Annotated in this window: 16 protein-coding genes; 3 read left to right on the top strand and 13 right to left on the bottom strand. The window is 40.5% G+C overall.

The window, feature by feature from the left end:
* Positions 1-74: 74 nt before the first annotated feature.
* The 11 genes from pgsA to M2444_RS01710 form a co-directional block, all read right to left on the bottom strand.
* Positions 75-632 carry a CDP-diacylglycerol--glycerol-3-phosphate 3-phosphatidyltransferase gene (pgsA, locus tag M2444_RS01760; RefSeq protein WP_280786082.1) on the bottom strand — a complete coding sequence of 186 codons (558 nt, stop codon included), beginning with the start codon at positions 630-632 and terminating at the stop codon, positions 75-77.
* Entirely contained in the window at positions 629-1,279 is a 651-nt protein-coding gene (locus M2444_RS01755; RefSeq protein ID WP_280786081.1) for a uridine kinase family protein, read from the bottom strand. Before M2444_RS01755 ends, pgsA begins: the two co-directional genes overlap by 4 nt.
* Positions 1,280-1,319: 40 nt before the next feature.
* Positions 1,320-1,556, bottom strand: coding sequence for a DUF3977 family protein (locus M2444_RS01750; protein WP_280786332.1), 237 nt, complete (start codon positions 1,554-1,556; stop codon positions 1,320-1,322).
* A gap of 152 nt (positions 1,557-1,708) precedes the next feature.
* Entirely contained in the window at positions 1,709-2,365 is a 657-nt protein-coding gene (locus M2444_RS01745; protein WP_094869849.1) for a CatB-related O-acetyltransferase, read from the bottom strand.
* A 186-nt stretch (positions 2,366-2,551) separates the two neighbouring features.
* Complete coding sequence (locus M2444_RS01740) at positions 2,552-2,821, bottom strand: DUF2691 family protein (RefSeq protein ID WP_280786080.1); 270 nt, start codon at positions 2,819-2,821, stop codon at positions 2,552-2,554.
* 102 nt (positions 2,822-2,923) lie between these two features.
* Complete coding sequence (locus M2444_RS01735; RefSeq protein WP_094869847.1) at positions 2,924-4,420, bottom strand: malate:quinone oxidoreductase; 1,497 nt, start codon at positions 4,418-4,420, stop codon at positions 2,924-2,926.
* 246 nt (positions 4,421-4,666) lie between these two features.
* Entirely contained in the window at positions 4,667-4,927 is a 261-nt protein-coding gene (locus M2444_RS01730; protein ID WP_280786079.1) for a hypothetical protein, read from the bottom strand.
* Between the two features lie 203 nt (positions 4,928-5,130).
* Complete coding sequence (locus M2444_RS01725) at positions 5,131-6,132, bottom strand: Gfo/Idh/MocA family protein (RefSeq protein ID WP_280786078.1); 1,002 nt, start codon at positions 6,130-6,132, stop codon at positions 5,131-5,133.
* A 30-nt stretch (positions 6,133-6,162) separates the two neighbouring features.
* Entirely contained in the window at positions 6,163-7,251 is a 1,089-nt protein-coding gene (locus M2444_RS01720) for a Gfo/Idh/MocA family protein (protein ID WP_280786077.1), read from the bottom strand.
* A gap of 30 nt (positions 7,252-7,281) precedes the next feature.
* Positions 7,282-8,043 (bottom strand): sugar phosphate isomerase/epimerase family protein, encoded by a 762-nt coding sequence (locus M2444_RS01715; RefSeq protein ID WP_280786076.1) that lies wholly within the window; start codon positions 8,041-8,043, stop codon positions 7,282-7,284.
* 24 nt (positions 8,044-8,067) lie between these two features.
* Positions 8,068-9,231: a Gfo/Idh/MocA family protein gene (locus M2444_RS01710; RefSeq protein WP_280786075.1), complete on the bottom strand. Its 1,164-nt coding sequence runs from the start codon at positions 9,229-9,231 to the stop codon at positions 8,068-8,070.
* A gap of 155 nt (positions 9,232-9,386) precedes the next feature.
* On the opposite strand from M2444_RS01710, the gene M2444_RS01705 reads away from it, so the two are divergent.
* From M2444_RS01705 to M2444_RS01695, 3 genes are all read left to right on the top strand, one after another.
* The gene (locus M2444_RS01705; RefSeq protein WP_348536899.1) at positions 9,387-10,223 is read left to right on the top strand and encodes a helix-turn-helix domain-containing protein; all 837 of its coding nucleotides are present in this window, start codon (positions 9,387-9,389) and stop codon (positions 10,221-10,223) included.
* Between the two features lie 79 nt (positions 10,224-10,302).
* Entirely contained in the window at positions 10,303-10,734 is a 432-nt protein-coding gene (locus tag M2444_RS01700) for a GNAT family N-acetyltransferase (protein ID WP_280786074.1), read from the top strand.
* A gap of 31 nt (positions 10,735-10,765) precedes the next feature.
* A complete protein-coding gene (locus M2444_RS01695) occupies positions 10,766-11,656 on the top strand; it encodes a LysR family transcriptional regulator (RefSeq protein WP_094876084.1) in 891 nt (296 codons plus the stop codon).
* 289 nt (positions 11,657-11,945) lie between these two features.
* On the opposite strand, the gene M2444_RS01690 is transcribed toward M2444_RS01695, so the two are convergent.
* Entirely contained in the window at positions 11,946-12,638 is a 693-nt protein-coding gene (locus M2444_RS01690) for an ABC transporter ATP-binding protein (protein WP_094869838.1), read from the bottom strand.
* Positions 12,635-13,753, bottom strand: coding sequence for an ABC transporter permease (locus M2444_RS01685; protein WP_094869837.1), 1,119 nt, complete (start codon positions 13,751-13,753; stop codon positions 12,635-12,637). The genes M2444_RS01690 and M2444_RS01685 overlap by 4 nt, the downstream gene beginning before the upstream one ends.
* Positions 13,754-13,767: the final 14 nt, after the last annotated feature.

Below are 13,767 nucleotides of genomic sequence, written 5' to 3'. Positions count from 1 at the left end.
AAAGTATAGCATCTCAGAAAAGATATCGAGGGTAATAAACAATTATAATTAAACATGCGGGTGATGGCGGACTTTTATCCCCATCTCTCTAATTTTAAAAAACGATAGTTATTTCTTATGTAGTTAAATCCTGAATAGATAGTTATGACTAGTGAAAAATAGATTAGGATTTGATCGATAGGTATATTCGTAATAAAAGCGAATGGATGATTGTCTAACATAACAGCAGTAATTGCAATCACTTGAGACACCATTTTAATTTTTCCGTATCGATCAGCTTGCAACACTATTTTCTGAGAGACAGCGACAAGCCTAATCCCTGTAATGATCACTTCCCTTGCTACTATAATTAATGCTACCCATGCGTATAATCTATGCTGACTGACTAGCAAGACCAACGCAGCAGATATGAGCAACTTATCCGCTAATGGATCAAGTAACTTTCCAAGGTTCGTAACCTGATTATACTTTCTAGCAATATACCCATCTAGTTTGTCAGTGGCAGAAGCCAGTAAAAAAACAATGGCTGCATAATAAATCCCCTCTGGCCAATCAGGATATTTTGTGAAAATCACTATAAAGATAGGGATTAATAATATTCTGGCGATTGTTACTTTATTTGCAAGATTCATAATTCCCTCCTGAATTCATTTTCAAGAATATAGCCTTCTTTGGAATTTTTTATAACGATATCAAAGTTTCGATGAAATGGATGCATGAATAACTCATATTGAATTCTACGGTCTTCATGAGATTTTCTTAAATATTTGATGTCTGTTCCTCTTTCAGAGACATCACGTATACTCCTTCTCATCAATTCAGTGTCTCCATCCGTATATAAGTAAACCTTCAGATCAAATAAATTTGGGTCTGCAAAAGCAACGCTCATGCCCTCTACAATATTCACTCTGTTTTGTGAAGCTATCATTGTACTCTTTACATAATTCGTGTCTATTGTATAAAAATCTAAACCATCACACATCATTCGGATGTCTCTCTCTAGAGCAGATATATTATGAGCAGAAGGATGACAAGCTGTCATTTTATTACTATGACGTTCATTGTTATATTCATAATCGATTATTGTGTACTTTCTAAGATGAGAGCCGATAATATAGGGATCAGTATTCATATAATTCACATTCTCATGACCCAGAAGCTTTAAAAGATTATGGGCAAAAGTTGTCTTTCCAGATGCACCATGACCCGAAATCCCAATAGTAACTCTTTTTTCCTCACTGCTTATCAAAATGGCTATTTCATTTAATATTTTATCCATAGTTTCCTCCATCTTGTCCTTATATGTATGCTCTTCTATTCTAGAGGCTTGTTATACCAAAAATAATCTTAAACGCGTTATAACTTTTCTTACTTTTTTTAAAACCTTCCTTTAAGTCTAAGATTACTACAGTTTTGCCAATCCAAATCCTGAGATATAACGAACGGAAGCTTACCGGTTTCACAATTCCTTTTTCTTCAAATTCACTTCCATCCTCTAACTCCGTTTCAGTTCTAATAAACCATGTATTGCCGAGACCAAATTCAATATATTTCAGAATCTATCTCCCCCCATGAAAGAGTAGGCCTTACGCCCATTCATATTATCATACTAATTAGGATTAATATGGTAAATAACAATATTATCAAACTACCTTATCTGATAAAAGAACAGGCTGCCGAATAATTGTGGCAGCCTGTTGTGATTGTGTTATGATGTTATTTCCCTTAGATAAAACTCATATAATTGATCAATCGATGAACTTGAAAAGATAGATGTAGCTTGTTCGATTTTCTCACGTTTCCAATCGAACCAACGCATTTCCTTTAACTTTTCGATTTCACGATCTGCAAATCGTTTCCTAATCTCTTTAGCAGGGTTGCCACCAACTATTGTATATGGTGCAACATCTTTTACAACAACCGAACCTGCCGCAACAATAGCACCTTCACCTATTTTCACACCTGGCATTATCATTGCATTCATCCCAATCCAAGCATCACTTTCTATGATCGTATCCCCTTTGGGTTCATAAGAGGTTTCAATCTGGTCTAAAAAGGGATACACGGTAATCCATTCAGGATGATGATTGTGATTTCCACCCATTAAAATAATTACACCACTTGCAATACAAACATAATTTCCTATAATCAATTTATCTAAATGCCACCCAAAATCTTCGATCGGGTTAAATAACTTTCTTGACGGTTCATCTCCCCAAAGATATCTGACGCACCCGTCTTCAAAAGGATGACTATCGTAATAACCAGAGTAATACGAGTAATCCCCTACCTCAATCATTGGGTTGGTGACAATATCCTTCAAATACTTCGTTTCTGACCAGTGGTTAAACAATTGCTGTTTCATTCTTTCCCCTCGCTTCTAAGTAATTTATAGCATTTATACTTAGAAGCTTGATACAGTAGCGACATTCTTAAACCGTTTCAAATGACGAACCATCGTCCTCATCCTTTTCCTAATTGATGGGGCCATTGTAACAAACGAATGATTTGTTCGTCAAATCCCCTACGATCTAACAGAACTTTTATTTTTCTACCTTACTGACAATCTTGTTCTGAAGTCATTTTCATACGTAATGTACTGAACATCTTCATATCCATTTGCAATCGCATTATGGTACAGCGCTTCAAGCTTTCCTTGGTCTTTACAATAAACTGTAGCATATTCACAATCAACGACTAAAAGTACAAGCTGGCAATCACTATTTAAGAACTCCTCATAGGTCTGAACATCAGTTACGTCCTTCTCTTGCGGAAAAGCCTTGAAGTTCGCAAAGATGATATAGTATTCGTTATTCTCCAAAAGTTCTTTCAGAACTCAACAAAAAACCTATGAATTAAATCCATAGGCTTTCTCGAAGAAAATCTCTGTCAATTATCAGACTTTCGAGCGATTGATCATTTTTTAACTATTCACTCGCTCTTTTCCACCTAGACCCAAAGTAGTTGCCGTTAATGTGTGCACTTCATGCAAAAGCTCTGGATTGTCCAGTAGTGACAGGCCATAAGAAGGAATCATTTCTTTTATTTTCGGTTCCCACTCTTTTATATGCTGAGGGAAACATTTATTAAGTACTTCAAGCATCACGTGAACAGCCGTAGAAGCACCTGGGGAAGCCCCAAGCAATGCTGCAATCGAACCATCTGCGGCGCTAATAACCTCTGTACCGAATTGAAGAATACCTTTGCCGTCCTCTGTATCTTTGATTACCTGCACGCGTTGGCCTGCTACGACTAGATCCCAATCCTCTATTTTGGCATTCGGGATAAACTCTCGTAATTCCTCCATGCGTTTTTCCTTCGATAACAACACTTGCTCGATTAGGTATTTGGTCAAAGACATGTTTTTTGCACCTGCAGACAACATCGTTAGGAGATTATCCGGTTTTACGGAAGTGATCAAATCAAACATTGAACCGGTTTTTAAAAATTTTGGTGAGAAACCAGCAAACGGTCCAAATAGCAACGATTTTTTGTTGTCAATAAATCTAGTGTCCAGATGCGGAACAGACATTGGAGGTGCTCCAACCTTAGCTTTACCGTATACTTTTGCATGATGCTGGGCTATAACTTCTGGTTTATTACACACCATAAATATTCCACTTACCGGGAATCCACCAATATGCTTCCCTTCAGGAATACCTGATTTTTGCAGGATATGCAAGCTTCCTCCCCCGCCACCAACAAAGACAAATTTTGCAGTATGATGTTCAATAGTACCGCTGTCGTTCTTCACTCTCAAGTCCCATGACCCATCGCTTGTACGTTTGATTCCATCCACACAATGTTTATAATGGAGTTCTACATTTTTACTCTTTAAGTGATCAAATAATATACGCGTTAAAGCACCAAAGTTAACATCTGTGCCAGAGTCTATTTTTGTTGCTGCTATAGGTTCATTCGATGGACGATTTTGTATAATAAGCGGTATCCATTCCATTAATTTGCTAGAGTCATCGGAAAATTCCATACCTTGAAACAATGGATTTTTTGAGAGCGCTTCAAATCTTCTCTTCAAAAAAGCTACATTCTTCTCCCCTAGTACCAAACTCATATGGGGCAAGGGCATAATAAAGTCCTGCGGATTATGTATCAGCTTACGATTTACCAAATAAGACCAAAATTGCATTGAAAGTTGAAACTGTTCATTAATTTGGATGGCTTTACTTATATCCACAGTTCCGTCGGATTTTTCGACAGTGTAGTTAAGCTCGCAGAGCGCCGCATGTCCAGTTCCTGCATTATTCCATTCATTAGAGCTTTCCTCACCTGCATTTTCGAGCTTTTCAAACACTTTAATCTTCCAATCCGGCACTAATTCTTTTAAAAGTGTTCCTAAAGTCGCACTCATGATTCCAGCACCAATTAAAATGACGTCTGTTTCAGTTGCACTTTTGCCCATTATTACCATCCTTATCCCCTGAATTTTGCAGAAAGGATGTGGGCGCTCCTTCTTAGGCGTCACACCTTTTCTGTCTCAATTATACCCTTATCCGAGTGTATTACAATTATTTATAAATTTAATATCTACTATTATATGAAAAAAATAAATTATTTAAAAGCTTGCAAAAAAGAGAGAAATAAGTCCTCTACGGTAAGGAACTTAAGCTACAGCCATAAACCCGCTTCATGCAAGGATTAATAACACCTAAGCATTATTAATAAAATAAATAAACATGCTGCCCGCCGCAGCAAGATCAACGATTACCCATAAGAAGCTTTTTCGAATTAACATGAGTAAAGCCGCAATTAAGCTAACGAAACAAGCAATGAGCATAATAAAAAAGGTGGTGAATAATCCGCCAGAAAGAAACATCAGTACGTATAATATGACAAAGGTAAAAACAATAGTCTGCACAATGGAAATTAGCTTGGTGTTCGTTCTAATGTTCTGTAATATTTTCTCCATATTGTATGCGCCCTCCAGATATCTTGCTGTATATAACCTATACTTACTTTAGATTATTCCACTAAGGAGAATTAATCAAATCTATCCTCGGCAAGTCGTAGTCTTCTTAGTGTTTAACCCAATGCGGGAAGTCCCTAAACACGAAAAAGCTGCTTCATTTGTAGATAAATCTACATATGAACAGCCTTCGCTATATTTATGACTTATTTGTTCCTCTGCGATGAGCTATAAATATGCTTCACCAGTTCCAGCGCTTTTATCCCCTCAGGACCATCCAGCCAAAACTTTGATCCACTGAAAATGTGATCATAGAAGTCCTCGATTAGTCTCTTATGCCCAGTCCCCCAATACGATTTGCCTTCCGTAGGACTGAATATAGGCTCACAAACCAAGGTTTCCTTCCCATCTTTCCAAAGATACAAATGCTCTCGACGGAGGTTAAGAGTCCCCTCTTCAAAAACTAGCTCCAACTCCACGGGAGTGTTCTCGAGATAGGTATTTGTGCCATAAAATAGCCCGCGAACATTATTGGCGAAGTCAATACAAGCATGGGCAGTATCTTCTACTTCAATGACGCCATCCAGCACATCTGTGGTAATACTGCCTTTCACGGATTTAATTTCACCCCCATACCACTGAAGTAAATCCAAGGTATGAATAGTCTGATTAATTAGAACACCTCCGCCTTCCGTGGACCATCGTCCCCTCCAATTGCTATCTTTGTAGTAACTTTCATTTCGATGCCAGGTTACGACACCTTTCATACAAAGCAGTTTCCCTAATGCGCCAGAATCAATCGTCTTCTTCATATAAATGGAAGCATCATTATAACGGTTCTGGAACACCACACCAAGCTGGCCGGAGCTCTCTTCCGCTGCTTCCAGCATACGCTTGGCTGAAGGAAGATCGACGGCGATTGGCTTTTCTGTTAACACATGCTTCCCTGCACGTAATAGCTCTACAGCCATTTCTGCATGCAGATAATGAGGTGTACAGAGATGTACAACATCAATACGATTATCATTTAGTATTTCTCTATAATCATCTGTGGCATCGCAGGCATATTCTTTTCCTGCTCGTGTAGCTTTATCAGCATCAATATCTACAACTGTAAGTAGGTTCACCTCTTTTATAGCTGATATTACTTTAGCATGGAGAGGAGATATCGCCCCGCAGCCAATAATCGCTACTCCAAGTTTGTTCACCTTTACCACCTCCATTCATTATTCCATTCGCTATTTAAGTTGATTAGGGGTTAGATTCATCGCCTGGGCTTGAGCCTTCAAACATAGTTCAGCAGCTTTGAAGACATGTGCTTGAGTCATGGCCAGCTCCGTCCGGTTCAGACAATCGAGGATAAGCTCACCAAAGAACGGAAATCCAACCTTTCCAGCTACATGCTCGTAATGCTCCCCTTCCCCGTTCACCCAGTACACATGATCCGGTGTATTTGAACGACCAATATCAGTATATTTGCGCAGTTCAATGTAGCCTTCCGTTCCCATAATCATGGTGCGCCCATCTCCCCAGGTTCCGAGCCCGTCAGGCGTAAACCAATCTACACGGAAGTATTGGGTTGAACCATTGTCCCCAACAAGCGTAACATCACCAAAATCCTCCAATTCAGGGTAGGATGGATGATTATAATTTGCTACCTTACTGTGAACAACTGTAGCATCCTGACACTCTGTATAATACAAAAATTGTTCTATTTGATGACTGCCGATATCACACAGGATGCCGCCATATTTCTCCCGCTCAAAGAACCATTCCGGCCGACTAGAAGCATTTAATCGATGCGGACCTAATCCAATGACTTGAAGAACACGACCAATAGCCCCTTGACGGATCAACCGGCCTGCATAGATTGCGCTTTCAACATGAAGACGCTCACTATAGTAAACCATGTACTTCCGATTGGTTGCTGCGACCAAAGCTCTAGCAGCATCCAGCTGTTCTAGTGTTGTAAAAGGGGTTTTATCCGTAAAATAATCCTTTCCATGAACCATAACCTTATTTCCTAAAGGGCCTCGTTCTGAAGGAATAGCTGCCGCTGCAACTAAGCGAACCTCTGGATCTTCCAATATATCATCCATAGTCTCAGCAGCCCTAACTCCAGGATATTTGGCTATGAATGCTCTAACTTTCTCTTCATCCGGATCATATACCCATTTCAGCTCAGCACCAGCCTCAACGAGACCATTACACATCCCATAAATATGACCGTGATCTAGGGCAATAGCTGCGATGATGAATTCACCCGGCATCACTACGGGTTTAGCTTCATATGTGGGTGCATAGGTCATCCCATCTATTCTATTCATCAGAATCCTCCTAATGGCTTCTTATCGATTCTATAATAGGCTAATAAGATAGCGCAGACTCACCTCTAAGCTCTCAAAAGGATCACGTCTACAAACATCCTGCTCCACAACGTACCATTCAACACCCGTCTCACGACAAGTAGTAATGATTTCCGCATAGTTCATGTTTCCTTCGCCTATTTCAGCAAAAACCTGTTTCCTATCAACTATCGCCATATCCTTTAAATGCACAACCTGCATTCTGCCTTCAACTTTACGTATCCATTCTTCCGGACTCGCGCCACCTGCCTGCACCCAATATAAATCAAGTATGAAACCAACTGATGGATCAGTCTCATTAAGCAGTACTTCCATTCCAGTAAAACCTTCAAAGCATTCAAATTCAAAATCATGGTTATGATAAACAAATTGCAGATCATGTTGTTCTTTTAGAGTTATTGCAATTTCAGATATCAATTTCGCGAATTCCCGGTAGCTTTCAAGCCCCGTACGAAATTCTTCCGGTAAACTTCCAAGTCCAATATATTTGCAATTCCACAGCTTATGCTCTGCGGCCAGCGCATCCAGATCATTCAATAACCGATCCCAGGACACATGGGTCGCACATATCGTCAGCCCTGATTCATCCGCATATTGTTTAACAAGCTTCGGATCGATTGGTCCAATTGCTGAAATCTGAATGCTCTCATAACCCATTGCCGATACCTTTTGAAAAGTTGATCTTAAATCCTCCGCAGTTTGAGTATAGTCACGTAACGTGTACATTTGAGCCGCAATCGTCGAACGTTTCATAGGATTTAACCTCTCTCCTTCGATTTAATGAGTTCCTTTAACATTCAATGTTTTAGTTTCTGAGGCTTCCTTTTGGAAAGTCGAATTTTTTACTTTGTCCATCAGCTTTTCGTAGAATAAATCCGAATCCATCGGAAGCTCCACCCAATTGTCCGTCCAAGCCGATAAATACATGGCATTTGAAAGGGTAAGCCCCTTAATCCCTTCCTCCCCGGGAGCAAGTAAAACCTCATCATGCAAAATGGCATTCGTAAAGTTCCGTAGAATCCCTTTATGCTGCTCCCCTCCGCCATCTTGTACAGGTATCTCACATTTCCAACATTCCGGACTACCGAAACCTCCCGTAAACTCTGCGTTGAACTGCGGCTCCGGTGTACGTAAACGCCAAAAGGTTAGCTTCCCGTCCTCCACTACGATTTTCCCATTATCGCCATTGATTTCAAAACGATTAGTTCCCGGTGCCTCTCCAGTTGTAGTAATAAACAGACCTGTAGCGCCATTCTCGTATTCCACATAAGCGGTTACATCATCTTCAACCTCAATGTTGCGATATTTTCCAAAGTGGCAAAATGCTCTTATCCGCTTCGGCATCATGCCTGTCGTCCATTGCCATAAATCTAGCTGATGAGGATCTTGATTAAGCAATACCCCGCCACCTTCACCCGCCCATGTCGCCCGCCAGCCACCAGAGTTATAGTAGTTCTGCGATCTATACCAGTCGGTAATAATCCAATTCGTCCGGCGAATATCACCTAACTCACCAGACTGAATAAGATCTCTCAGCTTCTGATACAAAGGATTCGTACGCTGATTGTACATGATTCCAAATTTGCGGTCAGACTGTGCTGCAGCATCGTTCATCTGTTGAACAGCTTTCGTATAAACACCTGCAGGCTTCTCCACTAGTACATGATAACCATACTGAAAAGCTTCGATTGCAAGTGTAGGGTGATCATAATGCGGAGTACAGATTAATACCGCATCCATGATACGTGACTCGAATAATTCCTTCGGCGTAGAATATTTCCTAACATTCTCAGGTAATTGCTCTTCAGCCCATTTCAAACGTTCTTCTCTTATATCACATACGGCTGTAAGCTCAGCCCCCTTAATCTCACTCAGAAGACTTTGCGCATGTGCGGTTCCCATATTTCCAATACCAATAATCCCATAACGAACTGTACCCATCTCTGATCACTTCCTTATTAATGGTTATGGTTAGAGGATATACTTTATTTAAGGACATGAACATGATCGAAATTAAGAACTATTTGTATTTAAGTAAGATGTTTTAGTTAAATGAAACCGTTATAATGAGGATATAAAAGCTTTAAAGGAGTTAAATGATGAACAATTCAGGGAACTTATCAGGACGTCTCCTGCAGAATCTCAAGGTTACTGTGACCCATGCCCAACTTAGTAATAGATATCCCGGATGGAACCGCACGCTGGAAACCCCCGCTTTTAATCGGCTATATTTTATTGATGGGGGTGAGGGGAAAGTAATTATAAACGGGATTACCTACTATCCGAAGCCAGGTCAGCTAATGATCATGCCTGCGGGGAGCACACAAACTACCGAAACTTCTATCGATGATCCATATATCCGTTATTACTGCCACTTTGATGCTGACATTGGAGAATGGCCTTTATTCCATGCGGAGAAAAAATTATACATCTGTGATTCGCCTAATCCAGATTCAATAAGGGCAATTTTCGTGGAGATGATCGAACAATTTCAAAAGGACGATGTCTTATCTATCCTTCGCACACAGGCTTGTTTGCTTAATCTCATTGCCACTTGTCTTGAATCGAGCGACAGTAGTCATACAGACTTTATGACGCAATTCATACACACCGGAGACCATGGTAAGCTGGCTCATGTGCTCCATTACATCGATAATTGTCTAAATAAGCCCATAGAGATTGATGAACTAGCAGAGCTTGTCCACCTGCACCCGAACTATTTTATACCTTATTTCAAAAGATTCATGGGGGTAACTCCCATGGCCTATGTTCAATTGAAACGTATGGAGCACGCTAAAAGACAGCTTTCTTACACAGATTACAGCATTTCAGATATTGCGGAACAAGTCGGCATGGAATTGGCTCATTTCTCTAAATATTTCAAAAAGGCGATGGGTCTCTCCCCATCCGCTTATCGAAATAGTACGAAGTAATTTACATAGAGATGTTCCTCTGAATGAGATGAACTATAATAAAAAAACAGCATGAAACAACATTATATTAAGGTGGCGGATGATCATACATATTAGGACAGCTTCATTTAGCGATACACAAGATATTGCAAAACTATCCAGTGAGCTCGGATATCCTTTAAATATCGAACAGCTAGCAGATAGACTTCAAGATATCAGAAATCGTAAAGATCATGCTATTTATGTAGCTGAGTCGGATAGCCAATTAATCGGATGGATTCACGCCAATGTGCGAATGTTAATTGAATCTCCACCCTTTGTTGAAATTTGTGGTTTGGTGGTCGATGGGCAGTATCGTGGAGAAGGGATCGGCAGACAACTTGTTGAAACCTGTGAACGCTGGGCAGCACAAATTGGAGTGAACAAATTAAGAGTGCGTACCAACCAGACTAGAGAAGATGCGGTACGTTTCTATACACGTATTGGATTTTCGCAGAAGAAAGCTCAGTTCGTGCTTGATAAGGAATTTTAAATACATTCGGGACTTTTAGTGAGGGAATTCTATGATTGTGGATACATTACGGGTTTTCGTTACAGTTGCTGAGCAAAGTCATTTTTCTAAAGCAGGAGAATTACTGAATCTATCTCAACCCGGTGTCAGTCTACATATCCGGAATCTTGAGAATGAACTAGGCGCAAAGCTTCTACACCGATCTCCGAAACAAGTAAAATTAACCGAAGCAGGTACAATACTTTATAATCACGCCAAACAAATATTGGCCCACTTCGAAGAAGCTCATCAGGAAATACAAATGCTTCAGGATGAGGTTACTGGCAGTATACATATTGGTGCCAGCTTTACGATTGGAGAGTATATACTACCCTCAAGACTTGCGGAATTCGCAAATCAATACCCACAAGTCAAGCTTCAGGTGACGATAGGTAATACTGAAGAAATTATTGGTGGGGTTAGAGCCAATGAATTGGATATTGGGTTTATCGAAGGAGAAGCCCATGAAAATGATCTGATCGTCACTCCTTACATGAAGGACGAGATGATTATCGTCTCCCCTGCCAACCATCCTTTGTCAAAAATAGTCTCTGTGGAACATGGAGTGCTACAAAATCAGGTTTGGGTTTTACGTGAGCTCGGCTCTGGAACGCGTGCATTCAGTGATCATTTCATTCAAAAAGAAGAGATTTCTGTCAAAAGATCCTATGTCTTCAACAGTAGTCAAGGGGTTAAGGAAGCCGTTGCCTCTGGTTTGGGAATTGCGATGCTCTCCAGATGGATTGTGCGCAAAGAATTAGCAAGTGGTGAAATCTGTGAGCTCCCCATCAGACATCATCATCTTGAAAGACAATTCTCGATTATTCGCCATAAAGAAAGCTCCTCCTCCATGGCTACCCATGTCTTTATTCAAAAACTACTTGTCTCTAGGAAAGATAAGTAATCAAGTAAATCTTATAACTATGCCGGTCAATCTCCTAAGGATTGTCCGGCATTTTGTAATTTATTCGATTCATTACCTCTCTAATCATTGCCGGAGATAATCTGAACGCAGCTCATGCCCGAATTCTATTAGAACTGGCACTGTCATTCAGCAGTGATTTCAACACGATTAAAGGCTGGTTTGACACCTATGGCTCAGGTCAAGTCACCATAGCTGACAAATAAGAACAAACCCTTGTTCACACACAAAAAAACGATTCATGCCATAAATAGCATGAATCGTTTTTTCACTAATTTTTGCTTAACTCATGTTCAACCAAATGTCCATCTTCCAGATGTAGCACCCGATCACACCATTCGAGCATCCGTTCATCATGAGTGACCATTACGGCAGCTTTACCCTCATTCTTAACTTCGTCAGCAATCATTTGCACAACTTCTCTACCTCGTTTGAAATCTAAGCTTGCTGTTGGTTCATCTGCAAACAAGATTGCAGGTTTATTCATCCAAGCTCTTGCGATAGCTACACGTTGCTTCTCTCCGCCTGATAGTTGCTCAGGATAATGGTTTCGACGTTTCCAGATATCCAGACGCTTCATCAAATCAGCTGCCCGTTCCTTAGCTTCTTTAGAACTCATCTTCCCCTGTTTAGCTACAAAGAGAAGCTGCTCTTCTACCTTCAAGTAAGGCAATAGCTGTGCGCTTTGGAACATAAAGCCTATTTTTTCTAATCGTAGCTCAGTCAGCTCACTTTTACTTTTATCTGTAAGTGATTCTCCGTCGATGAAAATTTCACCACTGGTTGGCGTAAGAAGCGCACCCGCCGCTGATAGGAACGTACTCTTCCCTGTTCCAGATGGTCCAAGGACAGCAACGAATTCTCCTTCATTGACTATAAGATTCAAATTGTTCAGAACAGATACTGTTGTATCGCCGTCTCCGTAGGTCTTGGTTACTTGCTTCATCAATAATTTCGCACTCATGCTCCAGCCCTCCCAATTGCTTCTAATGCATCTACTTTTGCCACTTTAGCGACAGAAATAAGTGATCCTAAAAGAGACATCCCCACGAACAAGCCGCTGGTTAATAGAATCGTAGAAGGTTCCAGTTGGAACGGCATAGTGTCTGGTAGTACCTGATTCATTCCAAAGGTTAGCAGCAAGCTAATACTAAGACTTGCAATGGCCAAAATCATAACTTGCCCTACTACGCTCCAAGCCAAGTAAGACATTTTTGTACCCATGGCTTTCAGAATGCCAAACTGGCTTGTTTTCTGAATTGTAATGACATAGAAGAACACAGCCAGAACAAACCCAGCGATTACGAACAGAAAGGCAATCATCATAAGCAGGGAACCTTGTTCTGATGAATAACCCGGAATATTAGAGATCGCTACTTTTTGTGTAATAACTTCCACATTTTTTGAACTAGCAGAGATCTTATCCACTTGCCCTGCGTTTGCATTGAGCGCAATGACATTAAAAGGCACTCCTGATGTAGCCTCACTACCTTGATTAACGCCTTGTCTCATTTCCTGCCAATCTTTATTGTTAATATAGACTACTGGGGTATGGCTGTATGAGCTATTCTCAACATATCCTGTAACTTTAAATTCCTTCCCGGTTGCCTGATCTTGGATCGTACTGCCAATCTTAATACCCGACTGTTCCAAGTCACGATCAACGATGACACTTCCCTGCATATCATTCGTAATCTTGTCACCTTCAATCACTTTTGGAGCCAGTAAACCGTTCATATCGACTGCGAAAAAAGTCACATCTGCTTTAGCATCCGCATCGTTCGTAGTCACTGTACTCATCTGTAGAGCGAGTGAAGAAGCGTTATTATCTCCTACTACTGCTCGAACACTACCCAGCTCCGTATCCGTTAACTGAGAACGTCTAAACGTCTGATCCGCATCCTTCTGCACCACATAATAGTTCGCCGGCATATTCTCTATTGCTGAGATATTAGCATACGCTAATCCTCTGGCCAGGCCCGTTACGAAAAGCACAAGAAAGGAAACCAATAACATGATTACCATTATTAACAGGTATCTGGCTTTAGAATGTCGCATTTCCCTTAAGGCTAGAAACATATTACCACTCCTTC

The organism is Paenibacillus sp. PastF-3, from assembly GCF_029893135.1.
Classification (GTDB): Bacteria; Bacillota; Bacilli; order Paenibacillales; family Paenibacillaceae; genus Paenibacillus_AQ; species Paenibacillus_AQ nitricinens.
This window is presented reverse-complemented; position numbering and strand designations above follow the sequence as displayed.

Excerpts from the sequence above, each read along its gene's own strand:
- pgsA (WP_280786082.1), bottom strand. The coding sequence starts at position 632 with ATGAATCTTGCAAATAAAGTAACAATCGCCAGAATATTATTAATCCCT.
- M2444_RS01755 (WP_280786081.1), bottom strand. The coding sequence starts at position 1,279 with ATGGATAAAATATTAAATGAAATAGCCATTTTGATAAGCAGTGAGGAA.
- M2444_RS01745 (WP_094869849.1), bottom strand. The coding sequence starts at position 2,365 with ATGAAACAGCAATTGTTTAACCACTGGTCAGAAACGAAGTATTTGAAG.
- M2444_RS01735 (WP_094869847.1), bottom strand. The coding sequence starts at position 4,420 with ATGGGCAAAAGTGCAACTGAAACAGACGTCATTTTAATTGGTGCTGGA.
- M2444_RS01730 (WP_280786079.1), bottom strand. The coding sequence starts at position 4,927 with ATGGAGAAAATATTACAGAACATTAGAACGAACACCAAGCTAATTTCC.
- M2444_RS01720 (WP_280786077.1), bottom strand. The coding sequence starts at position 7,251 with ATGAATAGAATAGATGGGATGACCTATGCACCCACATATGAAGCTAAA.
- M2444_RS01715 (WP_280786076.1), bottom strand. The coding sequence starts at position 8,043 with ATGAAACGTTCGACGATTGCGGCTCAAATGTACACGTTACGTGACTAT.
- M2444_RS01710 (WP_280786075.1), bottom strand. The coding sequence starts at position 9,231 with ATGGGTACAGTTCGTTATGGGATTATTGGTATTGGAAATATGGGAACC.
- M2444_RS01705 (WP_348536899.1), top strand. The coding sequence starts at position 9,387 with ATGATGAACAATTCAGGGAACTTATCAGGACGTCTCCTGCAGAATCTC.
- M2444_RS01700 (WP_280786074.1), top strand. The coding sequence starts at position 10,303 with ATGATCATACATATTAGGACAGCTTCATTTAGCGATACACAAGATATT.
- M2444_RS01695 (WP_094876084.1), top strand. The coding sequence starts at position 10,766 with ATGATTGTGGATACATTACGGGTTTTCGTTACAGTTGCTGAGCAAAGT.
- M2444_RS01690 (WP_094869838.1), bottom strand. The coding sequence starts at position 12,638 with ATGAGTGCGAAATTATTGATGAAGCAAGTAACCAAGACCTACGGAGAC.
- M2444_RS01685 (WP_094869837.1), bottom strand. The coding sequence starts at position 13,753 with ATGTTTCTAGCCTTAAGGGAAATGCGACATTCTAAAGCCAGATACCTG.